Raw genomic sequence first — 26,371 nt, forward strand, 5'->3', positions numbered from 1 at the left:
GACGGTCTTAGCCGGGTCGCGACGACTTGCCGAGATAGGTCGAGATATGGACAGGCTCGGGTCCCGGCAGGGTCGGGTTCAGCCGATCGTAGACGACGCTGTTCTCAAGCACACGCTGAACATAGCCGCGGGTTTCCATGAACGGAATCTGCTCGATCCAGCGGACGATGTCGCCGTTGCTGCGCGGATCGCCATAACGGTTGATCCACTTGCGCACATTGCCGGCCCCGGCGTTGTAGCTGGCAACCGCGAGCGGATAATTACCGTCCCATTGCCTCAACAGCCGCTGGAAATAGGCGCTGCCGAGCATGACGTTGTAATTGGCATCTGAAGTCAGTCGGCCATAGTCATAGCCCATCCCCATCTTGCCCGCCTGCTCGCGCGCCGTGGCGGGCATCAGCTGCATCATCCCGCGGGCATTGGCGTGGCTGACCGCGGCGCGATCGAAACTCGATTCCTGCCGGGTGATCCCATGCACCAGAGACCATGTCCGCCCACTGGGCACATTATAGGCATGGGTCGGGAAGGCCGCCTTGTAATAGAAGGCGGTGCCGGCGTTGCGGGCCGAACGCGCGGTCCACACGGCAAGGTCGGGCCGGCCGATGCTGGCAGCAAGCTCAAGCGACATAAGCCGGTCGGCCTCGGTCTCGGTTGCTTCGGACAGGGCGCGAATGAAAAGGGTTTGCTCGTCGCGGCTGCGCGACAGGGCACGAACGGCCTGGACCAGGCGATCGCTATAGAAAGCCTGGCGCTGCGCATTGGTGACGAGCAGGCTTGGCGTTCCCGACGGTGCGGGGACGATTCGGCCGAGCCGCTCGAGCGCCAACTGGCCGTAGAACAATTCGGGCGTGGCTGCCGACTTTTCGAAGTGTGCGCGCGCGCCCATCGTGTCGCCGGCCTGCGCCGCAGCCCGGCCGGCCCAATACCATCCCTTGGTCGCAACCTGCAGCGACTTGCCGCCATTGGCATATTTGTCGAACAGCACGACGGCCTCGCGCGGGCGATTGAGCCGTTCCAGCGCCATCGTTCCGGCAAGCCAGGTCAGGGTCGTATATTTGTCGCGAATGCCATAGGATTGTTCGGAAATATCGACGCCGGGCGCGAAGCTGTCGTCGACCTGCCGGGCGATGTCGTAGGCCAGCTGATACTGCCGGTCGCTCGCTGCCCCCGCCGAGAGAAGCTCGAGCATCTCGTAAAAACGGTCGGCGTCGGTCGGGCGGTAGGTGAACCTGTGCGGCCGCGCGAGCAGCTGGCGAGCCGCCTGCTCATTATTGCCTTCGCGAAGGTAGCGGGCGCGATCCATCAGCAGGCCGGCGTCGGTGGAAACTTGCGCTGCTACCGCCTGAAAGCGCTGCTCCGCGTCGGCGCTGCGTGAATGCATCGCGATACGCGCCGAAAGCGAAGCGCGCCGCTGCGGACTCGTCCAGGGGAGCATCCGGTAGGCATCGCTGGCCTTCTTGTCGAACAGCAGCGCGTCGACCCTATTGTCATGGTCGGCGGAGGTAAATTGCGTCCCGAAGCGGGCGAACAGCGCCTGCTCGTCATATTGGCTGAGGTCGGCGGAAGTCCATGCACGCCGCGCCGCCGCAATGGCCTCGGCCGGACGGTTGGTGGCGGCATGGGCTTCGGCCAGTCTTGCCCAGCCATTGCCGCTTTTCGGTTCGATCGCCCGGAAGAAGGTGATGACCGTGGCCGGATTTTCGCCCGCCCGCATTTGCTTTTCGGCATCGCGCCGCATTGCCGGCTCGCCCGGCCAGCCGGGGTTGGCAATGAGGAACCGGGCATAGTCGGCAAAGGCATAGCCGCTGGCCTGGCGAAGCCGGCGCCAGTCGGCGATGGCATAATTGATGTGGGCTGCAGGCGCGGCAATAGGCGCCCGGTTCGGAAGGACCGGGGAGGTCTGTGCCGATGCCCCCGTGGCAACAGGCAGCAGGCAAGCGATCAATAGTCCGGATTTCCTCATGCTGGACATTATGGCGCCCCTGTCCTTATCAGCCGCTGAACGAATGGTGTCGGCAGGAGCCTAACGCGGCGACGGACTCCAAGTGAAGGAAAAATTGATGTTTTTCGGGTCGATACCGGCGCTGGTGACGCCATTTGCGGCAGGCCGAGTCGATCTTGCGATATTCCGAGACTTTGTCGAATGGCAGATCGATGAGGGCTCCAATGCATTGGTGCCATGCGGCACGACCGGCGAAGCCGCAACGCTGTCGGTCGAGGAGCATCGCGCGCTGATTGCGCTTGCAGTCGAGACCTCGCGAGGCCGGATCCCGGTGATTGCCGGCTGCGGATCGAACAATACTGCCCATGCCATCGAACTGACCCGGAACGCCAAGGAGGCAGGTGCCGATGCGGCGCTTCATGTTCCGCCCTATTACAACCGTCCCAATCAAGACGGCATCTATGCCCACCTTGCTGCGGTTGCCGACCTTGGCATCCCCGTCGTCCTCTACAATGTCCCGGCCCGGACGATCACCGACATCGCGGTGGAGACGATGGCGCGCCTGTCGCGCCTGCCCGGTGTCGTCGCGGTAAAGGACGCCACCGGTAACCTCGCGCGCGTTTCGGCGCAGCGCGAGGCGTGCGGCAAGGAGTTCGTCCAGCTTAGCGGCAACGACGACATGGCTCTCGGGTTCAACGCGATGGGAGGGAAGGGGTGCATTTCGGTCACCGCCAATGTCGCGCCAAAGCTATGCGCCCAGTTCCAGGAGACCACCCGGGAGGGCCGCTGGGCCGAGGCGCTGGAACTTCAGGACCGGCTCTTTCCGCTGCACGCGGCGCTGTTCAGCGACGCCTCGCCCGGCCCGGTCAAATATGCGCTGTCCCGGGTTCGCCCCGGCTTCCCGGCCGAACTGCGCGCACCGATGACCGAACCGTCGGCGGCATCGAAAAAGGCGGTCGATGACGCGCTCGCCCACGCCGGCCTAGCCTGAGGTCCCCTTGGCCAAACCTGTCCCCGTCCGTGAATTCGACAAGGCCAAGGTGGTCGCCGAGAACCGGCGGGCACGTTACGACTATTTCGTAGAGGACCGGTTCGAGGCCGGGATCGAGCTCCAGGGTACCGAGGTCAAGGCACTTCGCACTGGTGAAGGATCGATCGCCGAAAGCTATGCGTTGGTCGAGAATGAGGAGGTTTTCCTCATCAACAGCCATATTCCACAATATGGTGCCGGCAGCTGGATGAACCATGAGCCGAGACGGCGGCGCAAGCTGCTGCTCAAGGCGAGGGAAATCGACAAGCTGCACGGCGCGATCACGCGGCAGGGGCTGACGCTGGTGCCGCTTTCCATCTACTTTAACTCGCGGGGGCGCGCGAAGATCGAACTGGCGCTGGCTAGGGGCAAGAAGGTCCACGACAAGCGTGACACGATCAAGGAACGCGACTGGAAGCGCGAGCAGGGTAGGTTGTTGAGGCAGCGTGGCTAATCACATGAACTTCTGGCAGCGGTTCTTGCACCGCCATGCACCGAGCCGGGAGGAAGTGCTTGAAAGCCGCTGGCTGCGGCCGTTCGGTGCGCGGATTCGCCATTCCGAATTATGGCGTTTTACCCGCCGTTCGGTGCCTCGCGCGGTGTTCGCGGGGACGTTCATCGGTATCTTCCTGATGATACCGGGATTGCAGATCGTGGGCGCGGCGCTCCTCTCGATGCCGATGCGGGCCAACATTCCAATCGCCGCGGCGATGACTTTCCTGTCGAACCCGATCACGACGCCCTTCTTCCTGCTGGCAGCAATCCAGGTCGGGAACCGCATCGGCTTCCAGGCTGACCTCCAATCCTATTCCCGGCTGAACCAAAGTGGTGCAGGATTCGGCGAATGGATGGGCTGGCTATGGTCCGACGCGGCGCCCGCGCTGGTATCGGGGCTGTTCCTGATCGGCCTGGGACTGGCGCTGTTAGGCTACGTCGTGTCACTATTCGGCTGGCGGTGGTGGATTGGCCGCAAGTGGAAGCAGCGGGTCATTCGAGAGGCCTGACCGGGGAAGAAAGGGGGGCGGGCGTCTTTGCTATTCGAACAGCTCGACCTCGCTGATTCGCGCCCGCTCGATGGCGGCGTTCGCTGGCTGGTGCCTGCGCTTGTCGCGGCCGCCGCCGCTAGCGGGGCGCTGATCTTCTACCTGGTCGGCCAGCCGCTGTTCGGTGGCCTGTTCATGGCCGGCTTCATCGCCATGCTGGTCGCTGCCTTCATTATCGACCGCAGGTCAGGAACCCGCGTCGAAATCGCACCGATGGTCCTTCCGGACCTGGAGCTGGTCGGCTCCGCGCTGAGCGCGTCGCGAGACCCGGTGGCGATGACCGATGGCGAGGGCGCGCTGCGGGCGGTCAACGCCGCTTATCGGGAGCGATTCCAGGACCGTTCGCCCGCCGGGCTCGCGGAGCCGATGAAGGATTTGCTGGAGGCTGCGCTGTGCGACGGTCGGGCAGAGGGCGAGGCAGCCTCGGCCAAGGTCCTGGTGATGCGGGCGGGACAGAAGCAGGACCTGTTTATCTGGCATTTCGCGATGGAGGCGCCCACCGACACGATCGAGGTCGCCGCGCGGCGGGTCAGCGGCGCAATGGGCGAGCGGCTAGGCAAGGCCGGGGTCCTCGCCGTGCTGGTTGATGGCGACGGCCTGCTGGTCGCCGCCAACGGCGCCTTCACCGACCGGGCGCTGCCCGATCTTGGCAATCGGGGCGCGGCGCCGAATATCGAAGAGTTGATCACGCATGGCGACGACGGGTCGATCCGCCTAGCCGCCGAAGGTCTCGACGCTTCTCCGCTGCGGCTGGTCACCGTCCCACTGGAACAGGATGGTTCCGGAGCGGCAACCATGCTGCTGTTCGATTCCGAACAGGGTTCGGGGCTCGCCGCCTCGGCCAACGTCCAGGTCCTTCTCGAAATGTTGCCGATAGGGCTGGCGCTGGTCGACCGCGACGGACGTTTCCTCATGATGAACCGGGCGTTCCGGATCGCCGCCGGGATTCCGGGCGAAGAAATGCCTGCCTATCCGGGCGACTTGGTCGTTAAGGAAGACAAGGCGGCGGTGGCCGACGCGGTCCGCCGCAATGCCCGTGGTCCCGCGATGTCCGGCGATTTCCCGGTCCGCCTCGCGCGCCAGCCAGGCGAGCCGGTTGCGCTTACCGTTGCAGGGCTGCGCGGGCTGGGCGATGCCGCGGTGCTGCTGCTCCTCAAGGACAATAGCGAGGAAGCCAAGCTCAAGCGGCAGATCGCGCAAGCTACCAAGATGCAGGCAGTCGGCCAGCTGGCCGGCGGCGTCGCCCATGATTTCAACAATATCCTTACCGCGATCATCGGCCATTGCGACCTGATGCTGATGCGGCATACACCGGGCGACACCGACTACGACGATGTCCAGCAAATCAAGTCCAACAGCAACCGGGCAGCCGGGCTGACCCGCCAGCTGCTGGCCTTTTCGCGCCAGCAGACGCTGCGGCCCCAGATCCTCCAGTTGCCGGATGTCATCAGCGAAGTATCGCACCTGTTGAAGCGGCTTCTTGGCGAAACGGTGCAACTGGTCGTCAAGCACGGCCGCGACCTTGGTGCGGTACGCGCGGATCCCGGCCAGCTGGAACAGGTCATCGTCAACCTGGCGGTCAATGCCCGCGACGCAATGGCCGGCAAGGGCGGCGGAACGCTGACAATCCAAACCTATTCGATCAAGGCCGACCAGGTAGCGGACCTAGGCAGCGAGATCCTGCCCATCGCCGACTATTCAGCGCTGTCGGTTGCCGATAGCGGAAGCGGTATCCCGGCGGCGATATTGGGCAAGGTCTTCGAACCCTTCTTCACCACCAAGGAAGTCGGCAAGGGCACCGGTCTTGGCCTTTCGACCGTCTACGGCATCGTCAAACAGTCGGGCGGTTATATCTTTGCCGATTCGAAGGTCGGGGAGGGGACCCGCTTCACCATCTACTTGCCGGTCCACCAGGTCGAAGAAGAACCGAAGAACAAGCGCCGCAAACCCAATTCGGGCGATTCCAACAATGAACTGTGGGGAACCGGAACCATCCTCCTGGTCGAGGACGAGCCGATGGTGCGCACCGTGGCCGAGCGGGCGCTGACTCGCCACGGATATAAGGTGCTGACTGCCACCAATGGCGAGGAAGCCCTGGAAATCGTCGAGCGCGGGGACGAGATCGCGCTGCTGGTGTCCGACGTCGTCATGCCGCTAATGGACGGTCCGACGATGGTCCGCGAAGCGCGTAAGACACGCCCCAAGCTGCCAATCCTGTTCATGTCCGGGTACGCCGAGGAGCAATTGCGCAAGTCAATCGACATCGCCAACGTCGCCTTTCTGCCGAAACCCTTTTCGGTTCAGGAGCTTGCCGAGGCAGTCCGGCGGGCCCTGACCACCAAATAACTCTTTCCTCAGCCGAAACGGCTGCTATCTCTGGCGCCCATGTCAGGGTCACGTTCCATTCTCATCGTCGAAGACGAGCCGCTCATCGCAATGATGCTGGAGGATTTCATCCTCTCGCTGGGACATGAAGTCAGCGGAAGCTGCGACAATGTGACCTCGGCGCTGGCCGAGGTTGAGCGTGCGCAATTCGACCTCGCCATCCTCGACGTAAATCTGAAGGGCGAGAATGTCTGGCCGGTCGCCGCCGCGCTGCGTGAAAAGGGCACGCCCTTCATTATCGCCAGCGGCGGCCACGTCGAACCGCCTCCGGTGGAATTCGCCAGCGTTCCAATGATCGAAAAGCCCTACACGCTGGACCGGGTCACACCTGTGATCGAGGCTGCGCTGGCCGCTTGAAATCGGCGAGGACCGCCCGCGAACGCTGGTCTTCGTTCCCTACTTGTTCTGCCAGAACAAATAGAATACAAATGTTCCATCCAAGGGGGACGCTCAGCTCCCAATTGACGAAGGGACAAGGACCATGGCAGCGCAGCTCAAAGTCGTCGGAACAAGTGGAGAGAGCGTGAACACGGACCGTCAAAAGGCATTGGAAGCCGCGCTTGCGCAGATCGATCGCGCGTTCGGCAAGGGCTCGGCGATGAAGCTGGGAAGCCGGGAAAAGATTGAGATCGATACCATTTCGACCGGTTCGCTCGGCCTCGACATTGCGCTTGGCGTGGGGGGCATCCCGCGAGGTCGGATCGTGGAAATTTACGGACCCGAAAGTTCGGGCAAGACGACCTTGGCGCTTCACGCCATCGCCGAGGCGCAGAAAACGGGCGGCACCGCGGCCTTCGTCGACGCCGAGCATGCGCTCGATCCGGTCTACGCCAAGAAGCTTGGCGTCAACATCGACGAGCTGATCGTTTCGCAGCCCGATACGGGCGAGCAGGCACTGGAAATCGTCGATACGCTGGTGCGATCGAACGCGATCGACGTGCTGGTGGTGGATTCGGTCGCCGCGCTCGTCCCGCGGGCGGAAATCGAGGGTGAGATGGGCGACAGCCATGTCGGCCTCCAGGCGCGGCTGATGAGCCAGGCGCTGCGCAAGCTCACGGGCTCGATCAGCCGGTCGCGCTGCACCGTCATTTTTATCAACCAGGTCCGCATGAAGATCGGCGTGATGTACGGAAATCCGGAAACCACGACCGGCGGAAACGCTCTCAAATTCTATGCGTCGGTCCGCCTCGACATTCGCCGTACCGGGCAGATCAAGGACCGCGATGATATCGTCGGCAACACCACCCGCGTGAAGGTCGTCAAGAACAAGGTCGCGCCGCCGTTCAAGCAGGTCGAGTTCGACATCATGTACGGCGAGGGTGTCTCCAAGGTCGGCGAAATCCTCGACCTTGGCGTCAAGGCTGGGCTGGTCGACAAGGCGGGTGCCTGGTTCAGCTATGACTCGACCCGGATCGGGCAGGGCCGCGAAAATGCCAAGCTGTTCCTCAAGGAACATCCCGAAATCGCGCAGCGCATTGAAAATGCAATTCGCGGAAAGACCGAGGAAGTCGGGGAAGCGCTGATGGTCGGCCCTGAAGAAGAGGCCTGACCTCCGGGTTTGTTATTCGACTGGCGGGCGGAGGGAAACCTCCGCCCGTAGCATTTGGGGCGTGACAAGGGCCGCGAACAGCCGGCCACGTTCGGTCCAGAGCAGGATCGCCAGCGCGGCAAGCCCGCACAGGGCGGTGCCATACAAGAACGGCAGCTGGGTCCCGTCGAATTGCAGGCCGATCGTCATGCCGGTCAGCGCTCCGCCGATCGTCCCCACCACGCCTTGGACGGACGATGCCGTGCCGGCCACAGGCGCCATGTTGGTCATCGCCAGCGTACCGAAATTGGCGGTGGTGAAGGCAAAGGCGGTAAAGCTTAGCCCCATCATCACCACGAACAGCCACAGCGGCTCGTCGATGCTTGCAGCGAGGACGGCATGGACAAGCGTGATCGCGACGAAGGCCAGAAGTCCCGAATGCCCGGTCCGGCGCAAACCGAAGCGGCCGACCACACGGGAATTGGCCCAGCTTGCGACAGTCATCGGAGCGGCGATGGCGGCGAACACTAGACCGATCAGCTCGCCCGATCCAAAGGCGTCGAACACGATCTGCTGGATCGAGGCGATATAAGCGGTCAGACCGCCGAACACCGCGGTTAGAGCAAGCGTGTAGCCCGCCGACAGCCGATCGGTCGCCGCCAGCCTTGCAGCGCGGCCGATTTCTCCAAGGTTGAGTGCCCGCCGATATTCGGGACGCAGTGTTTCGGGGAGCCGGACCATCGCCCATGTCAGGACGAATAGCCCGTAGGCAGCCAGCACGATGAAGATTGCCTGCCAGGGCCCGACCAGCAGGATCGCCTGGCCGACGCTGGGTGCAAGCATAGGAACCAGCATGAACACCATGAAGACGAGGCTCATCACCCGCGCCATCGCTTCTCCCTCGAACAGGTCGCGGACCATGGCGGTGACGAGTACGCGGGTGACCGCCGCCGACGCGCCCATCGCCACGCGGGCGACGATCAGCAGGGTGAAGGTATGGGCGAGCCCGCACAGCAAGGCGAAAGCGGCATAAAGCGCGACGCCTACCGCCAGGATGGGGCGCCGGCCGAAACGGTCGGCGAGCGGCCCCCACAGGATTTGGCCCACGCCGAACCCGAAAAAATAGGCAACGACGACCAACTGCCGCCGGTTTTCATTGCTGACGCCAAGGTCGGCGCCAATTGCCGGCAGCGCCGGGATCATGGCGTCGATCGCGAAAGCATTCAGCGCCATCAGCGCCGCCAACAGGGCGACAATCTCTCTTGGTCCGGGGCGACCGGCCCCCGAGGCTGAAGGTGGCAAGGCGAAAGGCATGGGGCGCGGGTGCTGGCCTAATGTCGGTCGCCATGCAACAGATGCGCAGCGACTATTCGACGAGTGACATGATGTTGATGAACCGACGCGGAGTGTTGGCAGGCGGCCTTGCGGCAGCGGTCCTGCCCGGTAGCGAGGCGCTGGGCGCGCTTAGCGCGACTGAGCCCAAGAGGCGCATGGCGCCGAAGGCGATCGGCACGGCGGAACGGATGGCCCGGATCGCCCGAGCGCGCGTCCTAATGGAAAAAGCCGGAATCGGGGCGGTTCTGGTCGAAGCCGGCGCCAGCCTCGATTATTTCGCCGGCTTTGCGTGGAATCGTTCGGAACGTCTGACGGGCCTGCTCATTCCCCGCGAAGGCGAGCCCGTCGTCGTCACCCCCTTCTTCGAACTGGCCACGGTCACCGAGCTACTCGGCATCCCGGCGGCCGTCCGCACCTGGCACGAACATGAAAGCCCGTTCCGGCTCGTTACCCGGATCATGGCCGAACGCGGGCTGGCCGCCGCGCCGATCGGTCTTGAACATAGCGTCCGCCATTTCATTCGCACCGGGCTAGAAGTCGCCAGTCCGCGAACGAAGCTGGTCAGCGCCGATCCGGTCGTGGCGGCGCTGCGGATGATCAAGACTCCTGCGGAGATCGCGCTGATGCAGTATGCGTCGGACCTGACCCTGGATGCGATTGCCGAGGTCCATCCCCGGATTCGCCCCGGTGTCGGCAACCGCGAGGTTGCGGCGATGCTCCAGCAAGCAATGGTCGATCGCGGCGGCTCAAACCCTTGGGCCCTGGTCCTGTTTGGCGCCGCCGCCGCACTTCCCCACGGGACCGGTCGCCCGCTGACGCTTCAGGCCGGGCAGATGGTGCTGATCGATACCGGTTGCTCTTTCGGCGGATACCAGTCGGACATCAGCCGAAGCTTCGTCGTCGGTGCTCGCCCATCGGCTGAGCAACGGCGCGTGTGGGAACAGGTCGCCGCAGGCCAGCAGATCGCCTGGCGCGCGCTCAAGGTCGGCGCGCCGGCCGGTAGCGTCGATGACGCCGTGCGCACCGCTTACGCGCGTTGGGGATATGGCCCCGATTACCAGTTGCCCGGTCTGTCTCACCGAACCGGGCACGGGATCGGCATGGAGGGTCATGAACCGATCAACCTCGTTCGCGGCGAGCGCACCCGGCTGGCACCCGGCATGTGTTTTTCGAACGAGCCGGGCATTTACCTTCCGGGCAAGTTCGGGGTTCGGCTTGAAGATTGTTTTTACATGACGGCTGCCGGTCCGCGCTGGTTCAGCGTCCCGCCGGCGACCATCGATGATCCGATCGGCCGTTCGGGCGCTTGACGCTCGTCGATGCTGCGGCAATGGCCGAAGCTAACAGGAATCAGGGGAGAGTTATGGCGGACATCAAGCGTAAGGGCCTGGCGCTGCAATGGCAGATGCTCATCGGCTTCATCGTCGGCCTGCTGTTCGGCCTGATTGCCTATTCCACGCAGCGCGACGCCGCCTGGGTCGAATTCGTCACCACCTATGTCACCGGGCCAATCGGGCAACTTTTCCTGCGCCTGCTGTTCATGCTGGTGATCCCCTTGCTCTTTTCCGCGCTGGTCGTCGGTATTTCGGAGATGGGCGAAGTCGCTGCGCTCAAGCGGGTGGGCATCCGGACTCTGGTCTATACCGTCGTCGTTTCATCGATCGCGGTGGCAATCAGTCTTGCCGTGGTCAACTGGCTAAAGCCCGGGATTGGCGTCGATCGCGCCGCCGCGGCCGAAATGCTTGCCCAGTCGGAAGGCCGGGCAGGCGAAATCGTCAAGGCGGGCACCGAACAGCCATCGGGAATCGACGCCTTCATCAGCATCATTCCCAATAACCTGGTCGAAGCGCTGGGATCGAACAGCGCCATCCTGTCGGTGATGTTCTTCGCCCTGTTTTTTGGGATCGGGCTGCTGCTCACCGACACCGACAATGCGCGCACCCTGAAGAAGGGTTTCGAAGGCCTATTCGACGTGACGATGCGGTTGATCCTGATCGTCATCAAACTGGCGCCGATTGCGGTCGCCTGTTTCATGTTCAACCTTGCCGCGCTGTTCGGCTGGGACCTGCTCATTCGCCTGTCGGCCTATGTCGGCGTGGTGGTGCTTGCGCTGGGCTTGCAAATGTTCGTGGTGTTCCCGCTACTGCTGAAAGTGTTCGGCAAGAAGAGCCCGATCGCCTTCTTCCGCCAAACGCAGGAAGCTGCGGTGATGGCCTTTTCCACGGCCTCATCCAATGCCACCCTGCCGACCGCGCTGCGGGTTGCCGAAACGGAATTGAAGCTCCCGCGCCGGATCAGCCGCTTCGTGTTGACGATCGGCGCCACCGCCAACCAGAACGGCACGGCCATGTTCGAAGGGGTGACGGTGATTTTCCTCGCCCAGTTCTTCGGCATCGAGCTGTCGCTAGGCCAACAGTTGATGGTGATGCTGGTTTGCATCCTTGGCGGCATTGGCACCGCGGGTGTGCCGGCTGGCTCGCTTCCTGTCGTCGCACTGATCCTGGCGATGGTTGGCATCGACCCGCAGGCGATCGCGCTGGTGCTTGGCGTCGACCGCTTCCTCGACATGTGTCGCACGACATTGAATGTCGTTGGTGACCTTGTCGCGGCGCAGGTGATTTCGGCCGGCGAACCCGAGGAAGTGCCCGACGCCCAGCCCCAGGCTGCGTGAATCCGCTCGACCATCTCGACCCGCGCTATTCGACCGTCCTGTGCGACGTTTGGGGCGTGATCCATGATGGCGGCGTGCTGTTCGCCGGCTCGCGCGAACGGCTGGAACGCTGGACTGGCGAAGGGCGGCGGGTCGTCCTCGTTACCAACGCGCCTCGGCCGGCCGAGCGCGTTGAGCGCGAACTCGTCGCCATGGGGTTGCCGCGCGCCTGCTTCCACGCGGTGACGTCGAGCGGCGAGGCGGGCATCCGGGCGCTGACTGACCCGGTCCGGCCGGTGGGTTTCCTTGGCACTGAAGAGGATCGCGCCGACCTTGAGGGGCGCGGCGTCGAGCTTGTTGGGTCAGGCTGGACCGAGCTTGCCGCGGCCGGCCTCGAGGAATGGCACCATCGCGCCGAAGACTATGATGGCGCGATGCACGACTGGCTCGACCGCGACGTGCTTTTTCACTGTCTCAATCCGGACCGGGTCGTCGTCCATCGGGGGGAACGCTACGTCTGCCCCGGCGCGCTTGCCGACCGTTACGAAGCGATGGGCGGCCGCGTGGCTTGGTACGGCAAGCCGCATCCGCCGATTTATAAGACTGCCCTGGAGCTCGCTGGCAATCCGCCCCCGGATCGGGTGGTGATGGTGGGCGACAGCCTGAATAACGACATGGCAGGCGCGATCGAACAGGGTTTCGCCGCCGTGTTCGTCCAAAGCGGAATCCACGCCGGCGAGGAAATCCCCGCCGATTTCGGCGCCCTGCATGGCGCGCCCGGGTGGCGGCCGCTTATGTGCGTCGAAACGCTTTAGCGACCGCGTCTCTCAGGCGGGTTCGGCGACCTGCTGCACGACCTTTTCGGCAAGGTGGCCGTTAAGCTCGGCGAGATGGTCGAATTCAGCCTCGTAGCTTGCAAGACCCTGGCTGAGAGAGCGCAGCTCCGCCTCGAGCCCGTCGAGCTCCGCTTCGGGGACCAGCGCGTCGATCCGGTCCCATCCGGCCCAGCCGTCGCGCGGAGCCATGCCGAGGATCTGGCCGCGGCGGCCGGCCACTGCCGACGAGACCCGGCTGGTCGATGACGCCGGCGTAACCAGCACTAGCTTCTGTACTGGTTCCAGCAGATGCGGCGCGGCCTGCTCCAGTGCTTCCTGCATCGCCAGCCTCCCCGCCAGGCGAAAGGCCAGTTCGCTCGAATCAACGCTGTGATAACTTCCGTCCGTCAACGTGACCCCGACGTCGACCACCGGAAAGCCGAGCGGCCCTTTCAACATCGCGTCGCGCGCGCCCTGTTCGACCGCGGGGATCCATTGCTTGGGAATTGCCCCGCCATGGATTCTCTCTTCGAAGCGGAATCCTTCGCCGCGGCCGAGCGGTCGGATTTCGATGATCACGTCGCCATATTGGCCGTGACCGCCCGATTGCTTCTTGTGCCTTCCGCGCTGGGTTACCGGCCGGCGGATGGATTCGCGGTAGCCGATCGTCGGCGAACGATACTTTACCTCGACCCCGTATCGCCGCTTCAGCTTCGCGAGCGTGGTCTTAAGATGTTCATCATTGACCCCGCGAAGCCGCATTTCATGGCTTGCTTCGTCCTGCTCCAGCGACAGCGCCGCATCTTCCTCGAGGATCCGGGCCAGCGCGCCCGACAACTTGACGTCATCTTTGCGGTCGGCGGGCTCGATTGCCAGCGCGCAGTTGCGCGACGGCAGGTCGAGGTCGACCGGCGGCGGCAGCGAAGCTTCGCCCAGCCAGTCCCCGGACCTGACCCCGTCGACCTTGGCGACTGCTGCGATGTCGCCGTCCTGCACCTGGGCAACCTTGGCGGTCTTGTCGCCCTGGACCGAAAAAAGCGCGCCGAGCCGCCCTTGCTCGCCACCGGAGCTGGTGAAGTCGCTATTTTCCCGCACCGGACCGCCTAGGGTCCGGGCCAGCGCCAGCCGGCCAACCGACCCGCCATGATAGATTTTGAAGACGTACATGGAAGGCTTCTCGACGCCCAGCCGGCGCGCCGTGGAGGCCGGACCCGGCGCTTCATGGCGCAGGGCCTTAAGCAGCCTGCGTACGCCCCATCCATTATGCGCCGAGCCGAACAGGACGGAGACGCCCAAATTGTCGCCGGTCTCGCGACGCAGGTCGGCGAAGATGGTGCCGGGTTCGGGCACCTCGTCCATCAGCAACTGTTCGAGCAGCGTATCGTCATGATCGGCAAGCTGCTCGAGAAGCTGGGTACGAGCCTGCGCCTCGCGCTCGGCGAGGTCAGCGGGAAGCTCGATCCGCTCGGACGGCTTTCCTGGCACATAGTGGAAGGCGCGCTCGAGCGCGATGTCGACGAAGCCGGTGACCTTGTCGCCCTCGCGGATCGGAATCTGTCGGGCGATCAGCGGCGACACGCTCATCGGCTGAAGCGCCGACAGCAGGTCGCGGATCCGGCCATGGGCCTGGTCGATCCGATTGACGAACAGGAGATGGGGGATGCCAAGTTCGTCGAGCATTCTCAGCGCGGGCGCGGCAAGCGCGGCGCGGGCAGGGTCAGGGTCCACCACGACGATGGCGACATCGGAAGCGGCGATCGCCCGCGCCGCGTCGGCGGCAAAGCCGATCGATCCGGGTGCGTCAACGATGGCGTAGCGATCGCCCAGATAGGTGAAGTTGAGGAGATTGGTTTCAGTCGATCCGCCGCGCGACCTTGCTTCCGCGCTGCTGTCGCCGATGCTGCTGCCGTTGGCGACCGAACCTTGGCGATCGGTTGTGCCGCTTGCGTAAAGCAGGGCTTCGGCAAGGCTGGTTTTGCCCGCGCCGGCCGGTCCGACCAGCGCGATGACCCTTGTGCCGTTGGATTCTCCAGGCATGCGACTTTCCTTCCTCCGTCTGATGTGGGCGGGGGCGCGAGTCGCGCGGGAGGCGGCCGGCGCACTCCAAACCCCGAGCCTCGGACTCCGTGGAAAGGAAAGCAAGGGCTACTGTCGCGGCGGCGCAACGATTGGGCGGTGATTGGCTGTTGCTGGCCGCGCCGGCGCACATTCCGTCAAAACCAGCTGATGCGCGGGGCTTGCCCCGCGGTATTGCCGTGCTAAGGGCGGGGCGCGTGCCCCCGTGGCGGAATTGGTAGACGCGCTCGACTCAAAATCGAGTTCCGCAAGGAGTGTCCGTTCGACTCGGACCGGGGGCACCAAATCTCCCGAGAATAGCCGGTTTCATACGCCCAACCTTGCCTATGGTAGCGGGTCGCGGACGCGGATATGGTGCGCCGGATGGACGCGCGCAAACAGCAGATTTCCGGGGTAGAAGAGCATCATCCGGGTGAGCCGTTCGAACTTAAGCGCGTGCGCCTGCTTGCCTCGCTGACACTGATCGGCGGAATCGGCCTTCTGATCTCGTTGCCCTTCGCTCTTCGTGCCGGCGCGGAGTTTTTTCTCCCGGTCACCGCCGCTCTGGTCGTAGCCATCGCGCTCGTCCCGATGCTCGAGTGGTTCGAACGACGTGGCGTTCCGGCTCCGCTGGCATCGGGTCTGTGCGTCCTGATCTTCCTCGCCATCGCCATTTTCGCGGTGGCGGCGATCGTTATCCCGGCGATTGACTGGGTCGCGCTCATCCCGCAGCGGATCGACCGGGTCACAGTGGCGCTGGCGCCGATCCTCGATCTTTATTCTTCCCTCGAACGGTTCATCGACCAGACGGTGGCGCGCATATCGGTCAACGCGGATGACCCGCGCTCGGTCCGGTTGGTGACCCCGAATTCGATGCTCGGGATCATTACCGCCTCCGCGCCGCACGCGATCGTGCAGCTCTTTTTCGCGCTGCTGGTGATCTATTTCTTCCTCTCCGGCTGGACGGGAATGCGCAAGCGCACCATCGTCAGCCGCGGTAGCTTCGAAGGGGCGTTGACCACCGCGCGGGTCATCCAACAAACCGTCGACGCCACCTCGACCTATATCGGCACGATCACCGTCATCAACGTCGGCCTGGGCGCGGTAACAGCCGGGACGCTGTGGGCGCTGGGCATGGACTCGCCGGTGATGTGGGGCGGCATCGTAGCCGTGCTGAACTATATTCCCTACCTCGGCCCAATCGCCGCTGCACTGTTACTTGCACTTGGCGGGCTGATGACCTTCGCCGATCCCTGGGCTGCGCTGCTCCCGCCGGCGATCTTCACCGGGCTCCACCTCATCGAGGCCAATGTCATCACCCCGCTGGTGGTCGGCAAGCGGTTAACCATCAATCCGCTTTTGATCCTCGTCTCGCTGTCGTTCTGGGCATGGGTATGGGGAACGACCGGCGCGTTGCTCGCGGTTCCGCTCCTGATCATCATCAAGACGGTATTTGCCGCAGCAGGCACGCCCGACATCGCCGGCTTCCTGTTCGAAGACGGAACCTTGACCCATGTCGGCGATGAGGAAGAAAAAGACGACTAGGCTTGTTGACAGGGTGGAGCGGCTCTCCTAGTTGCCCGCCACAGCCAAAGCGCGGGTGTAGCTCAGTCGGTTAGAGCGCCGGCCTGTCACGCCGGAGGTCGCGGGTTCGAGCCCCGTCACTCGCGCCATTTGCTTCATCAAAAATAGTGAGAAAACCGCCACTTGGCGGCCCCGCTTAACGTGCGTTGGATGCGACCGGCATGCTTGGCGCGAGGTCGGCTGGACGGCCCAGCGGACGGTCAGCCTCGGCCGTCCCTCCGCCAAGTGCGAAGCGAAGATTGTCCGACGCCGCGACCCGCTCGACATAAGGGGTCACCTTGACCTTCTCGACCGCCTCGCGGGCTTCCGGAGTGAAGCGGACGCGCACCCGGCCATTGGCCTCGCTAGTCACTCTCGCGCCAGCCTGGGCAAGCTGCTCGACCGCTGGCGCCGCGACCGGCAGTGCGGCGCGCGCGCGTGGAGTCCGTAACGCCGCGAGACGCAAGGCTGCGGGATCGCCTTCCCGACCTGACCAGCGATCGTTGAACGCGGCGGGGCGGCCCCAGTTGCCCTGCCAGCGATAAAAGATGTGCGCGCCTTCGACAGCGGTCTTGGCGAGGCTCGAAGCCCAGTAAGGAACGACGTAGTTCGCATGGTAATGGGTGGCATGTCCGACCGGCGCGAAGACCCGTCCGGCAAGCATTTCCTCGGCAACTTTCTGCGCCCGCAGCCATAAAGGCGCGACCGCGCCGCGGTTCAGCGACCCGTCGCAAGTAAAGGTGAACTGGCAACCCGTCTGGCGGGTGGAGCCTTCGTAGACGACGCCGCAAACGCTGTCGGGAAAGGCCGGGTGGCGGACGCGGTTGAGCACGACTTGCGCCACCGCGCGCTGCCCATCGCTGCTTTCCTGTCCGGCCTCATAATAGATCGCGCTGGTGAGGCACTCGAGTGCACGCGCCCGGGCTTGACCGCTAGCCGACAGGAGGAAGGGCGAAGCGGCGGGATTGGGCCCGGTCGCGACCGGCATTGCGGCATTAAGCTGCAGCGCGGTTTCGGGCGGGAGATCGCGGATCTGGTCAGGCAGCGGCCTGACCCCTTCGGCTGCCGCGGCCACCGGTCCATCTACGGGAAGGGCTGCGTCGCTGGACCCGGCAACCGCAAGCAATCCGATTGTCGCGAGCACGACAATGCCGATCGTTTCGCGCGGATGTGTGCGCCACGGCCTCAAGGGCTGAAAGGAGACCAGGTTGGACATGTCGGGAGCGGTGCCTTGCCGCGCCAATACAGCGGTTACAATGAACCTTCGACGAACGGTGCGAATCAGGCCCTGAACCGGCCGGTTTCCATCCAGCGCAGCAAGGGCTTAAGCGGCAGGATCCAGGCAAGACCCGCAAATAAATAGAAAGCTCCCTGGAGCAGCACGGGCCAGCGGCCGACCGAGCCGGCGAGCGACGCGATCAACACCGCCCAGCCGATAATCAACAGCAGGATCGCGAAAATGCCCGCGGGTTTGCGCCAGCTGGGTTCGGTCACCGGAACATCTCCAGCCCGTCGGGTGATGCAAAGCCATCGAGCGGGACGTCCCACGGGTCCGCCGGGATTATCCCGTCAATCAGCTGGATCGCCCACCCGATACCGATCAGCATCGTGCCGTTGCGCTTCAGGTCGGCGACGACCCGGTCATAATGACCCTTGCCCTGGCCGAGCCGGGTGCCGCGCCGGTCGATTGCTACAAGCGGCAGCAGGACCAAGTCAGGAAAGACGTGGGGCGCGGTGAGCGGCGGTTCCAGCGTCGCCCACAGGCCGGACAGGCTCGGCTCCCCGGCAAGGAAGCGAAACGGCTCATGACGGCTCGAAAAAGCTGGATAGGCAATGACCGCGCCTGCCGCCTTGGCGACATCGAGCGCCGGAATCGGGCTGATCTCGGCCGGCATCGGACAATATCCGCCGACGATTCGCGACTGGCTGACCAGTGGTTTCAGACGTTCTGCCAGCTGCTGCTCGAGCAAGGATTTCGCTTCAGGATCAAGCGCTTCGACAAAGGCTTGGCGATGCTGCCGAGCCTGGCGCCGGAGGGCGAGCTTGTCGCCGGTTGTAGGATGTGACGGGACCACCATGGCCGTTTGCCGGAAATCCTCTGACGCCACAAACGTCAGGTGGGCGCCGTGTGCGTCCGGCCAGGGCCGGGGCAGGGACAGCTCCCAATGGGATTATATCGCCTCAGGGATAACTCAAGGCGCGCACCGGGCAGTACCCGTCATTCACCTATCTAGTCGGTCCGGGCCGGCCGCTCAAGGGCATCCGCAAGCGATTCCAGCCGCGCGGCAAGCCGGTCGGTGCGCTCGACCAGTTCGGGATCGGGTCCGGTGGGCACCTCGACGTCGCGCCCTTCGACGAGCTGGTCGGCAAGAAGAAGCGCTGCAAACAGTAGCTGGCGGGACTCGCTCAATGTTCCCAGGCCCGCCAGCGCCTCGCGGCTTTTGGCATCGACCAGCGCGCCGGCCTTGCGCAAATTGTCTTCCTCGCCGTTGCGGCAGGCGACGCGATAGGGGCGACCGGCAATGGTCAGTTCGACTTCAGCCACGACCCGCCTCCCGGATGATATCGTCGAGGTCAGCCAGCACTTCGGCCACGCGGGCGCGCAGGACCTGGTCCTTGTCGTCCCCCATAGACAGGCGTTCGACGGCGTGCTCGATCCGGATCAAGGCGCGTTCGGCGCGATCCATCGCTTCTTCCAACGACCTAATGCTCATGGCTAAGACCGCGTAGCATATTGCCGTCAGTCCGCAAGCAGGGCCGCATGGGCCGCCAAGGTTGACGCCGCGCGGTCGGGCGACAATAGGCACGGAACCATCGGCCAGCCGAATCCCGGAGCCCCGGCCGACCCATGGAGATCCAATGGCCACCCAACGTCGACTCGCCAATGCCATTCGCGCTCTGGCGATGGATGCGGTCGAAGCCGCCAATAGCGGCCACCCCGGCATGCCGATGGGCATGGCCGACGCGGCGACCGCCTTGTTCACGCGCCATCTGAAATATGATGCGGCCTATCCCCACTGGCCCGATCGCGACCGTTTCATCCTGTCGGCGGGTCACGGGTCGATGCTGATCTACGCGCTGCTGCACCTCACCGGCTACGAACGGCCGACGATGGACGACATCCGCAACTTCCGGAAGATCAGCAGTCCCTGCGCAGGCCACCCGGAAAACTTCATGATGGCCGGAGTCGAAACGACTACCGGACCGCTTGGCCAGGGCTTGGCCAGTGCTGTCGGGATGGCCATTGCCGAACGCCATCTCAATGCCATTTACGGGGACGAGCTGGTCGATCACCGGACCTATGTCGTGGCCGGTGACGGCTGCCTGATGGAAGGCGTCAACCATGAGGCGGTCGGCCTTGCTGGCCACCTCAAGCTCGGTCGGCTGATCGTGCTTTGGGACGACAACAAGATCACTATCGACGGTTCGACCGACCTCAGCCGTAAGGAAGATGTTGTCGCCCGCCATGAAGCGATGGGCTGGCATACTGTCGAATGCGACGGAATGGACAGCGCCAAGGTATCCAAGGCGATCGAGGAAGCGATCGCCGACGAGCGACCTTCTCTGATCCGCTGCCGGACGATCATTGGTTATGGCGCCCCCAACAAACAGGGAACGGCAGCAACCCATGGCGCGGCGCTTGGCGCCGACGAGGTCGCCGCGGCGCGCAAGGAACTGGGCTGGGACATGCCTCCGTTCGAAATCCCCGACGACGTGTCCCAGGCCTGGCGCGACGCTGGTTCGCGCGGAGCCAAGGCTCGCGCCGATTGGTACAAGCGGGTCGAAAACAGCGCCCGGGGGAGCGAGCTGCTCGACCGGCTTGCCGGTAAGATCGATAACAGCTGGCTTCAGCCTTATATCGACGAGCTGCTGGCCAGCCCAGCCAAGGTGGCTACGCGCAAGGCGTCGGAAATGGCGCTGGAAAAGATCAATGCGGCCTTGCCGCAGACGATCGGCGGGTCGGCCGACCTGACGGGATCGAACAATACCAAGACCAAGGCGCTCGTCCCGCTGACGGCAGGCAATTATGGCGGTCGCTATATCTATTACGGGATCCGCGAATTCGGGATGGCCGCGGCCATGAACGGCATGGCCCAGCATGGCGGCGTTCTGCCCTATGGCGGCACCTTCCTCGTATTTTCCGACTATAGCCGCCCTGCGATCCGCCTAGGCGCCCTGATGGGTGCGAAGGTCGTCCATGTGATGACCCATGATTCGATCGGCCTTGGCGAAGATGGCCCGACCCACCAGCCGATCGAGCATCTGCAAAGCTTGCGGGCGATGCCGGGCCTGACGGTCTTCCGCCCGGCCGATGCAGTTGAGACGGCGGAATGTTGGGCTGCGGCGCTGGCGCACGCGGGGCCAAGCCTACTCGCTCTGTCGCGCCAGAATTTGCCGCAGCTTCGCCGCGAGGCGGCCAGTACCAACCTTTGCGCACATGGTGCCTATCGGCTCAGGGCCGCCGGTAAGGCCCGCAAGGTGATTTTGATCGCGACGGGTTCGGAAGTCGAAATTGCGCTCGACGTTGCCCAGGGGCTGGAAGAGAACGGTATCGGCGCCGACGTTGTATCGATGCCGAGCACCGACCTGTTCGACCAGCAGCCCGACACATACCGCGAGGACATCCTTCCCGATGTGTCGAACCGGGAAATCCTGCGCGTGTCGATCGAGGCCGGGACCACTATTGGCTGGGAACGCTACACCGGCCTTCATGGCCTGCGCATCGGCATCGACCGGTTCGGTGCCTCGGCGCCGGCAACGGACCTGTATGACCATTTTGGGCTGACCGCCCCCAAGATCCTGAGCCGCGTGCTCGACTATCTCAAGGTGAGGGAAATCGCATGACTAAAGTCGCCATCAATGGATTTGGCCGCATCGGCCGCCTCGTAGCCCGCGCCATCCTCAGCCGCGACGACCATGGGCTCGAGTTGGTCGCGATCAATGACCTGGCCGACGCCAAGGCGAACGCCATGCTGTTCCAGCGCGACAGCGTGCATGGCCGCTGGCCGGGCACGGTCACAGCCGAGGGCGACACGATGATCGTCGATGGCAAGCGCATCAAGGTCACTGCCGAACGCGATCCAGCCAAGCTTCCGCACGCCGAGATGGGCGTCGACATCGCGCTGGAGTGCACCGGCTTCTTCACTGACAAGGAAGGCGGCCAGAAGCATCTCGACGCAGGCGCCAAACGCGTGCTGATCTCGGCTCCGGCCAAGGGAGCGGACCTGACGGTCGTGTTTGGCGTCAACCACGACAAGCTGACGGCAGATCACAAGATCGTGTCGAACGCGTCGTGCACCACCAACTGCCTGGCGCCGGTGGCCAAGGTCCTCAACGATGCGATCGGCATCGAGCGCGGGCTGATGACCACCATCCACGCCTACACCAATGACCAAAAGATCCTCGACCAGATCCATGGCGACATGCGGCGCGCGCGCGCCGCGGGCATGTCGATGATCCCGACCACGACCGGTGCCGCACGCGCGGTGGGAGAGGTGCTGCCCGAGCTCAAGGGTAAGCTCGACGGCTCGGCGGTGCGCGTACCGACCCCGAACGTCAGCCTCGTAGACCTCACCTTCACGCCCAAGCGCGATACCAGCAAGGAAGAGGTCAACCAGCTGCTCAAGGCCGCCGCCGACAAGGGTCCGCTCAAGGGCGTGCTCGATTATACCGACGAGCCCTTGGTCTCGATCGACCTTAACGGTTCGCCGGCGAGCTCGACCATCGACAGCCTTGAGACCGCGGTGATCGACGGCAAGCTCGTCCGCGTGGTCAGCTGGTATGACAATGAATGGGGCTTTTCCAACCGCATGGTCGACACGGCCGGCGCAATCGCCCGGCTGATCTGACCCGCATGGCGGCCGGATTCCAGACTCTCGACGATCTGCCTGCCGACCTGACCGGCAAGCGGATTCTAGTCCGCGTCGACCTCAACGTACCGATGCAGGACGGAGCGATTAGCGACGACACGCGGCTTCGTGCCGCAGTCCCGACCATCGCGGAATTGAGCGATAAGGGCGCCATTGTGCTGCTGCTGTCGCATTTTGGCCGCCCCAAAGGCGCCAGCCGGCCCGACATGTCGACTGCGCTGCTGGTCAAGCCGCTGGCCGAGCTTACTGGCCGGTCAGTGCGTTTCATCGAAGATTGCACGGGCAAGGAGGCGGCGCGGGCCGTCACGATCATGCTTCCGGGGTCGATCGGCATCCTCGAGAATACGCGCTTTCACGCCGGGGAAGAGCGGAACGACCCGGAGCTGGCCGAAGGAATAGCCGCGCTTGGCGATATTTACGTCAACGACGCCTTCTCCGTGTCGCACCGGGCCCATGCGTCTACCGAGGGCGTTGCGCACCGGCTTCCAGCCTATGCCGGCCGCGCGATGGAAGCCGAACTAGCCGCACTCGAAAAGGCGCTCGGCCAGGCCGAGAGGCCGGTCGCCGCCGTCGTCGGCGGCGCCAAGGTGTCGACTAAGCTAGCGGTGCTCGGCAATCTCGTCGGCAAGGTCGACCATCTCATTATCGGCGGCGGCATGGCGAACACATTCCTTGCGGCGCGCGGTGTCGATGTCGGCAAGTCGCTGTGCGAAAAGGACCTGGTGGGAGAAGCGGAGAGCATCTTCGAGCGGGCCGAGGCAGCCGGCTGCACGATCCATCTTCCCTATGACGTGGTCGTCGCCGGCGAATTCGCCGCCAACCCCCCGAGCTTGCGGACGTGCAACGTCCATGAAATCTCGCCGGAGGAGATGATCCTCGATGTCGGGCCAAGTGCGGTCGAGGCATTGGCCGACGTGTTGAAGACGTGCCGGACGCTGGTGTGGAACGGGCCACTGGGGGCGTTCGAAATTGCGCCGTTCGATGCCGCGACGGTCGCGCTGGCACGGACCGCGGCGGCGCTCACGGAGGGCGGTACCCTGGTGTCGGTGGCCGGTGGGGGAGACACGGTCGCCGCGCTGAACCATGCCGGTGTGGCCGACGAATTCAGCTTTGTTTCAACCGCCGGCGGGGCTTTCCTGGAATGGATGGAGGGACGCGTTCTTCCGGGCGTTGCCGCGCTCCGGCGGGCGTAGGAATTTTCCGAAACTCCGCGCGCCACTGGTTCGTTAGTCTTCCGTGAAAAGGAGAAAAATGTGACCAGCGAAAAGAACAAGCTAGAAAATCGCGAAGAGCAGCGTGATCGCACCGATGGCAAGGCCCCCGTCAAGCAGGGTGGCAACCCTTCTCCGAGCGGACAGGACGAACCTCGTAACGAGGACGTGTCCAAGCAGACGATCTGATCGCTAGAGGAAAACGACCTTCGTGCCTGGCTCGACTGCTCGGGCCAGTTCCTCGGCATCCCAATTGGTCAACCGGACACAGCCGTGACTGGCGGTCTTGCCGATAAGAGCAGGGTCGGGCGTCCCGTGGATCCCATATCCTTCCTTCGACAGGTCGATCCACGTTCCACCAACGGGATTATTGGGGCCTGCGGCAATTGTGAGGTTGCGGTCGGGTCCCCAGTCTCGTCCTGACGGGTCGAAATAATATTTGGGATCGGGCGCGATCGCGCGGACTTCCATCGTCCCGTTAGGTGAAGGAAAAGTGCCGCTGCCGACGGTCGCCGGATAGGTGGCGACAATCTTGCCGTTGCCATCAAGCGCCCGGACTTCGGATGCCGCCTTGTCGATTTCGACCTTCGCAACCTTGGGCAAGTCCGACGGCTGGTTGGCGACGACCAGGATCGTCGTGCCGGCTTCCCCGAAATTGACGCCGGGGTTCAGCGATTTCAGAAATGCCTGCGACATATGGAATTTTTCGGCGAGGCCCTCGGCCGGGCTCTCAAAGCCGAGACGGTCCAGCTTCGATTGGCTCGTCATGTCCGATGGAACCGATACGAAGGGCCCGGCAACATCCTCGGCGCTAATCTCATAGCGGACCAGCAGCGGGCCCTCATGCTCGGACTGGAGCGCGGCAAGCAGGTCGGGTCCAACCGCGCCGGTTTCCGCCATCCCGCGAGCGCGCTGATACGCGCGGATGGCCCGCTTGGTGTTGGATCCCATCATGCCGTCGATGACGCCCGGCGAATGGCCGACACGGTCCAGCAGGATCTGCGCTTTCAATATATCGGCGGAACGCGCTTCTCTTTGCGAAAAATCGGGGAAAGATGCCGGCTGCGCAGCGGTGGGAAATGGCACTGCCGCGGCGATGGACAAATAGATCAAACTACGGACGGACAATGATTTTTCTGTGATATTCATAGGTCCTTAATGGGCCAAGTGGGTCGGGGGTTCCCCGGCCGCTAACCGTCCTTCCGATGTTCGGGGTTGGGCCATCCCGGCTTTTCGCCCGCGTCCCACTCGCTACGGACATTCCCTACTGCTGGGATCCCCCCTTGCCCTTTCAACATGCTTGCCAGGTGAAGCAGGTTGAAGGACATGAAGGTGGTGTTGCGCTGGGTGAAGAGGTTGTCGAAACCCACCCGGCCCGATCCGTCTTCCTTTTCGTCACCATAGGAAGGCCCGGGTCCCGCTTCGCCAATCCAGCCGCAGTCCGCCTGTGGCGGGACGGTAAGGCCAATATGGCTCATCGCGTAGAGCGTGCCTGCGGCGACATGCTTCAGGCCATCCTCGTTGCCAGTGACCACGCAGCCGCCGACCTTGCCGTAGAAGACATATTGCCCCTTGTCGTTGGTTTGGCTGCTATGGGCGTACAGCTTTTCGATGAATGCGCGGGCGAGTGAGCTCATGTCGCCGAGCCAGATCGGGGTCCCGAGGACGATGATGTCGGCGCCAAGCACCCTGTCCGAAATGTCGGGCCACTCATCATAGGCCCAACCATGTTCGCGCATGTCCGGATAGACGCCGGGGGCCAGCCGGTACTTGCTCAGCCGAATCCGCTCGACCTCGACCTTCTGGCTGCAAAAAATCGCATCGACCACATCGAGTAGCGTGTCGGTATGCGACGGCTCGCCCGCCGGCTTCAGGCTGGCGTTGACGAGCACCGCCGAAAGGTTCGAAAAATCGAGGTCGCATTCGCGGCAGATCCTGTCCTGGGTTTGGCTGAGCATGATCGTCCTTCGCGAGCTTGTCGGTCGGTTGCGCCGCCGGGGGCGGCTGGCTAATGCGCCCCCAACCGTCGATTCCACTGTGCCGAGGACCCGAAATGACCAACTCCGAAATGCGCGAAAAGATCAAAACGGGGCGGGGGTTCATTGCCGCGCTTGACCAGTCCGGCGGTTCCACGCCGGGCGCGCTCAAGGCTTATGGCGTTGATGAACAGGCCTGGTCGACTGAAGAAGAGATGTTCGCGCTCATCCACCAGATGCGCGAGCGGGTTATCACGTCGCCCTGCTTCGGCACCGGCAAGGTGCTTGGCGCGATCCTGTTCGAACGGACGATGGATGGCACTGCCGATGGCCAGCCGGTTCCCGATGCGTTGAAGGCGCGCGGCGTGGTGCCTTTCCTGAAGGTCGACAAGGGCCTTGCAGAAGAAGCCGACGGCGTCCAGCTGATGAAGCCCAATCCCGACCTCGAAGCGCTGCTCGATCGGGCAAATGCCAAGGGCATCTTCGGCACCAAAATGCGTTCGGTCATCAATCTCGCCAATGAGGCGGGGATCGCCGCAGTCGTCGCGCAACAGTTTGACGAGGCGAAACGGATCCTTGCCAAGGGCTTGATGCCGATCATCGAACCGGAAGTGTCGATCAAGTCGCCCGAACGCGATGCGGCCGACCGCATTCTGCTGAGCGAAATCGTCCGGCAGCTGGACGGGCTGGAGAATGATCAACAGGTGATGCTGAAGCTGACCCTTCCCGCGGAGGCCGGCCTGTTCCAACCGCTGGTCGACCACCCCAAGGTGCTGCGCGTAGTCGCGCTATCGGGCGGCTTCAGCCGCCAGCAGGCCTGCGCCGAGCTGGAGAAGAACCCGGGCATGATCGCCAGCTTCAGCCGGGCCTTGCTGTCCGACCTGCGCGCGGAACAGGACGAGGAGCAGTTCGATCGGGCGTTGGGAACCGCCATCGACGAGATTTACTCCGCGTCGGTGTCCTGAGCT

General features: G+C 63.9%; 25 protein-coding genes, 2 tRNA genes and 1 other RNA gene. 17 read left to right on the forward strand and 11 right to left on the reverse strand.

What is annotated here, in order from left to right; all coding sequences use genetic code 11:
* Positions 1–7: 7 nt before the first annotated feature.
* Entirely contained in the window at positions 8–1,972 is a 1,965-nt protein-coding gene (locus FMM02_RS10110; protein WP_147494725.1) for a lytic transglycosylase domain-containing protein, read from the reverse strand.
* Positions 1,973–2,060: 88 nt separating this feature from the next.
* Between FMM02_RS10110 and dapA the strand changes: the two genes are divergently transcribed.
* The 6 genes from dapA (at position 2,061) to recA (ending at position 7,949) form a co-directional block, all read left to right on the forward strand.
* The gene (dapA, locus tag FMM02_RS10115) at positions 2,061–2,933 is read left to right on the forward strand and encodes a 4-hydroxy-tetrahydrodipicolinate synthase (RefSeq protein ID WP_147494726.1); all 873 of its coding nucleotides are present in this window, start codon (positions 2,061–2,063) and stop codon (positions 2,931–2,933) included.
* 7 nt (positions 2,934–2,940) lie between these two features.
* Complete coding sequence (gene smpB / locus FMM02_RS10120; protein ID WP_147494727.1) at positions 2,941–3,426, forward strand: SsrA-binding protein SmpB; 486 nt, start codon at positions 2,941–2,943, stop codon at positions 3,424–3,426.
* Between the two features lie 4 nt (positions 3,427–3,430).
* A complete protein-coding gene (locus FMM02_RS10125; RefSeq protein WP_147494728.1) occupies positions 3,431–3,976 on the forward strand; it encodes a DUF2062 domain-containing protein in 546 nt (181 codons plus the stop codon).
* Between the two features lie 27 nt (positions 3,977–4,003).
* Entirely contained in the window at positions 4,004–6,361 is a 2,358-nt protein-coding gene (locus FMM02_RS10130) for a hybrid sensor histidine kinase/response regulator (protein ID WP_425473622.1), read from the forward strand.
* A gap of 39 nt (positions 6,362–6,400) precedes the next feature.
* Positions 6,401–6,757 (forward strand): response regulator, encoded by a 357-nt coding sequence (locus FMM02_RS10135; protein WP_147494729.1) that lies wholly within the window; start codon positions 6,401–6,403, stop codon positions 6,755–6,757.
* A 124-nt stretch (positions 6,758–6,881) separates the two neighbouring features.
* On the forward strand, positions 6,882–7,949 hold the full coding sequence (recA, locus tag FMM02_RS10140; RefSeq protein WP_147494730.1) for a recombinase RecA: 1,068 nt from the start codon (positions 6,882–6,884) through the stop codon (positions 7,947–7,949).
* A 12-nt stretch (positions 7,950–7,961) separates the two neighbouring features.
* Here the strand turns inward: recA and FMM02_RS10145 are convergent, their stop codons facing one another.
* On the reverse strand, positions 7,962–9,161 hold the full coding sequence (locus FMM02_RS10145; RefSeq protein ID WP_222703814.1) for a multidrug effflux MFS transporter: 1,200 nt from the start codon (positions 9,159–9,161) through the stop codon (positions 7,962–7,964).
* 101 nt (positions 9,162–9,262) lie between these two features.
* Between FMM02_RS10145 and FMM02_RS10150 the strand changes: the two genes are divergently transcribed.
* From FMM02_RS10150 to FMM02_RS10160, 3 genes are read left to right on the forward strand one after another with little or no spacing between them, the layout of a single operon-like run.
* The gene (locus tag FMM02_RS10150; protein ID WP_246104771.1) at positions 9,263–10,573 is read left to right on the forward strand and encodes a M24 family metallopeptidase; all 1,311 of its coding nucleotides are present in this window, start codon (positions 9,263–9,265) and stop codon (positions 10,571–10,573) included.
* 53 nt (positions 10,574–10,626) lie between these two features.
* Positions 10,627–11,934, forward strand: coding sequence for a dicarboxylate/amino acid:cation symporter (locus FMM02_RS10155; protein ID WP_147494732.1), 1,308 nt, complete (start codon positions 10,627–10,629; stop codon positions 11,932–11,934).
* Complete coding sequence (locus tag FMM02_RS10160; protein WP_147494733.1) at positions 11,931–12,728, forward strand: HAD-IIA family hydrolase; 798 nt, start codon at positions 11,931–11,933, stop codon at positions 12,726–12,728. The genes FMM02_RS10155 and FMM02_RS10160 overlap by 4 nt, the downstream gene beginning before the upstream one ends.
* 12 nt (positions 12,729–12,740) lie before the next feature.
* On the opposite strand, the gene FMM02_RS10165 is transcribed toward FMM02_RS10160, so the two are convergent.
* Positions 12,741–14,765 carry an elongation factor G gene (locus FMM02_RS10165; RefSeq protein ID WP_147494734.1) on the reverse strand — a complete coding sequence of 675 codons (2,025 nt, stop codon included), beginning with the start codon at positions 14,763–14,765 and terminating at the stop codon, positions 12,741–12,743.
* A gap of 238 nt (positions 14,766–15,003) precedes the next feature.
* Here FMM02_RS10165 and FMM02_RS10170 point away from each other — a divergent pair.
* The 3 genes from FMM02_RS10170 to FMM02_RS10180 all read left to right on the forward strand — a co-directional run bounded on the left by FMM02_RS10170 (position 15,004) and on the right by FMM02_RS10180 (position 16,456).
* A tRNA-Leu gene (locus tag FMM02_RS10170) sits at positions 15,004–15,088 on the forward strand.
* Positions 15,089–15,167: 79 nt separating this feature from the next.
* On the forward strand, positions 15,168–16,328 hold the full coding sequence (locus FMM02_RS10175) for an AI-2E family transporter (protein ID WP_246104772.1): 1,161 nt from the start codon (positions 15,168–15,170) through the stop codon (positions 16,326–16,328).
* Between the two features lie 51 nt (positions 16,329–16,379).
* Positions 16,380–16,456 (forward strand) — tRNA-Asp (locus FMM02_RS10180).
* A 47-nt stretch (positions 16,457–16,503) separates the two neighbouring features.
* On the opposite strand, the gene FMM02_RS10185 is transcribed toward FMM02_RS10180, so the two are convergent.
* From FMM02_RS10185 to FMM02_RS11235, 6 genes are all read right to left on the reverse strand, one after another.
* Entirely contained in the window at positions 16,504–17,562 is a 1,059-nt protein-coding gene (locus FMM02_RS10185) for a cell wall hydrolase (RefSeq protein ID WP_147494736.1), read from the reverse strand.
* Between the two features lie 65 nt (positions 17,563–17,627).
* A complete protein-coding gene (locus tag FMM02_RS10190; RefSeq protein WP_147494737.1) occupies positions 17,628–17,840 on the reverse strand; it encodes a DUF2842 domain-containing protein in 213 nt (70 codons plus the stop codon).
* Positions 17,837–18,424 (reverse strand): 5-formyltetrahydrofolate cyclo-ligase, encoded by a 588-nt coding sequence (locus tag FMM02_RS10195; protein WP_147494738.1) that lies wholly within the window; start codon positions 18,422–18,424, stop codon positions 17,837–17,839. The genes FMM02_RS10190 and FMM02_RS10195 overlap by 4 nt, the downstream gene beginning before the upstream one ends.
* Positions 18,411–18,564: non-coding RNA, 6S RNA (ssrS, locus tag FMM02_RS10200), on the reverse strand. The genes FMM02_RS10195 and ssrS overlap by 14 nt, the downstream gene beginning before the upstream one ends.
* A 12-nt stretch (positions 18,565–18,576) precedes the next feature.
* Positions 18,577–18,891, reverse strand: a complete 315-nt coding sequence (locus FMM02_RS10205; protein ID WP_187107763.1) for a cell division protein ZapA — start codon at positions 18,889–18,891, stop codon at positions 18,577–18,579.
* A complete protein-coding gene (locus tag FMM02_RS11235; RefSeq protein WP_187107764.1) occupies positions 18,884–19,060 on the reverse strand; it encodes a hypothetical protein in 177 nt (58 codons plus the stop codon). The genes FMM02_RS10205 and FMM02_RS11235 overlap by 8 nt, the downstream gene beginning before the upstream one ends.
* A 145-nt stretch (positions 19,061–19,205) precedes the next feature.
* Here FMM02_RS11235 and tkt point away from each other — a divergent pair, with 145 nt between their 5' ends.
* Genes tkt through FMM02_RS11240 form a run of 4 tightly spaced genes read left to right on the forward strand, consistent with a single transcriptional unit; the run spans position 19,206 to position 23,616 of the window.
* A complete protein-coding gene (tkt, locus tag FMM02_RS10210) occupies positions 19,206–21,191 on the forward strand; it encodes a transketolase (RefSeq protein WP_147494740.1) in 1,986 nt (661 codons plus the stop codon).
* The gene (gene gap / locus FMM02_RS10215) at positions 21,188–22,195 is read left to right on the forward strand and encodes a type I glyceraldehyde-3-phosphate dehydrogenase (RefSeq protein WP_147494741.1); all 1,008 of its coding nucleotides are present in this window, start codon (positions 21,188–21,190) and stop codon (positions 22,193–22,195) included. Before tkt ends, gap begins: the two co-directional genes overlap by 4 nt.
* A 5-nt stretch (positions 22,196–22,200) precedes the next feature.
* Positions 22,201–23,409: a phosphoglycerate kinase gene (locus FMM02_RS10220; protein WP_147494742.1), complete on the forward strand. Its 1,209-nt coding sequence runs from the start codon at positions 22,201–22,203 to the stop codon at positions 23,407–23,409.
* A gap of 60 nt (positions 23,410–23,469) precedes the next feature.
* Positions 23,470–23,616 (forward strand): hypothetical protein, encoded by a 147-nt coding sequence (locus FMM02_RS11240; protein WP_187107765.1) that lies wholly within the window; start codon positions 23,470–23,472, stop codon positions 23,614–23,616.
* 3 nt (positions 23,617–23,619) lie between these two features.
* On the opposite strand, the gene FMM02_RS10225 is transcribed toward FMM02_RS11240, so the two are convergent.
* On the reverse strand, positions 23,620–24,438 hold the full coding sequence (locus FMM02_RS10225) for a L,D-transpeptidase family protein (protein WP_246104773.1): 819 nt from the start codon (positions 24,436–24,438) through the stop codon (positions 23,620–23,622).
* 179 nt (positions 24,439–24,617) lie between these two features.
* Positions 24,618–25,385, reverse strand: a complete 768-nt coding sequence (locus tag FMM02_RS10230) for a flavodoxin family protein (protein WP_187107766.1) — start codon at positions 25,383–25,385, stop codon at positions 24,618–24,620.
* Positions 25,386–25,480: 95 nt separating this feature from the next.
* Between FMM02_RS10230 and FMM02_RS10235 the strand changes: the two genes are divergently transcribed.
* Positions 25,481–26,368, forward strand: a complete 888-nt coding sequence (locus tag FMM02_RS10235; protein ID WP_147494743.1) for a fructose bisphosphate aldolase — start codon at positions 25,481–25,483, stop codon at positions 26,366–26,368.
* Positions 26,369–26,371 lie beyond the last annotated feature (3 nt).

Source organism: Sphingomonas xanthus, from assembly GCF_007998985.1.
GTDB classification, from domain to species: domain Bacteria; phylum Pseudomonadota; class Alphaproteobacteria; order Sphingomonadales; family Sphingomonadaceae; genus Sphingomicrobium; species Sphingomicrobium xanthum.

Excerpts from the sequence above, each read along its gene's own strand:
- FMM02_RS10220 (WP_147494742.1), top strand. The coding sequence starts at position 22,201 with ATGGCGGCCGGATTCCAGACTCTCGACGATCTGCCTGCCGACCTGACC.
- FMM02_RS10175 (WP_246104772.1), top strand. The coding sequence starts at position 15,168 with ATGGACGCGCGCAAACAGCAGATTTCCGGGGTAGAAGAGCATCATCCG.
- tkt (WP_147494740.1), top strand. The coding sequence starts at position 19,206 with ATGGCCACCCAACGTCGACTCGCCAATGCCATTCGCGCTCTGGCGATG.
- FMM02_RS10135 (WP_147494729.1), top strand. The coding sequence starts at position 6,401 with ATGTCAGGGTCACGTTCCATTCTCATCGTCGAAGACGAGCCGCTCATC.
- gap (WP_147494741.1), top strand. The coding sequence starts at position 21,188 with ATGACTAAAGTCGCCATCAATGGATTTGGCCGCATCGGCCGCCTCGTA.
- FMM02_RS10110 (WP_147494725.1), bottom strand. The coding sequence starts at position 1,972 with ATGTCCAGCATGAGGAAATCCGGACTATTGATCGCTTGCCTGCTGCCT.
- FMM02_RS10195 (WP_147494738.1), bottom strand. The coding sequence starts at position 18,424 with ATGGTGGTCCCGTCACATCCTACAACCGGCGACAAGCTCGCCCTCCGG.
- FMM02_RS10125 (WP_147494728.1), top strand. The coding sequence starts at position 3,431 with ATGAACTTCTGGCAGCGGTTCTTGCACCGCCATGCACCGAGCCGGGAG.
- FMM02_RS10150 (WP_246104771.1), top strand. The coding sequence starts at position 9,263 with ATGTCGGTCGCCATGCAACAGATGCGCAGCGACTATTCGACGAGTGAC.
- FMM02_RS11235 (WP_187107764.1), bottom strand. The coding sequence starts at position 19,060 with ATGAGCATTAGGTCGTTGGAAGAAGCGATGGATCGCGCCGAACGCGCC.
- FMM02_RS10230 (WP_187107766.1), bottom strand. The coding sequence starts at position 25,385 with ATGCTCAGCCAAACCCAGGACAGGATCTGCCGCGAATGCGACCTCGAT.
- dapA (WP_147494726.1), top strand. The coding sequence starts at position 2,061 with ATGTTTTTCGGGTCGATACCGGCGCTGGTGACGCCATTTGCGGCAGGC.
- FMM02_RS10235 (WP_147494743.1), top strand. The coding sequence starts at position 25,481 with ATGACCAACTCCGAAATGCGCGAAAAGATCAAAACGGGGCGGGGGTTC.
- FMM02_RS10145 (WP_222703814.1), bottom strand. The coding sequence starts at position 9,161 with ATGGCGCTGAATGCTTTCGCGATCGACGCCATGATCCCGGCGCTGCCG.
- recA (WP_147494730.1), top strand. The coding sequence starts at position 6,882 with ATGGCAGCGCAGCTCAAAGTCGTCGGAACAAGTGGAGAGAGCGTGAAC.
- FMM02_RS10155 (WP_147494732.1), top strand. The coding sequence starts at position 10,627 with ATGGCGGACATCAAGCGTAAGGGCCTGGCGCTGCAATGGCAGATGCTC.
- FMM02_RS10165 (WP_147494734.1), bottom strand. The coding sequence starts at position 14,765 with ATGCCTGGAGAATCCAACGGCACAAGGGTCATCGCGCTGGTCGGACCG.
- FMM02_RS10185 (WP_147494736.1), bottom strand. The coding sequence starts at position 17,562 with ATGTCCAACCTGGTCTCCTTTCAGCCCTTGAGGCCGTGGCGCACACAT.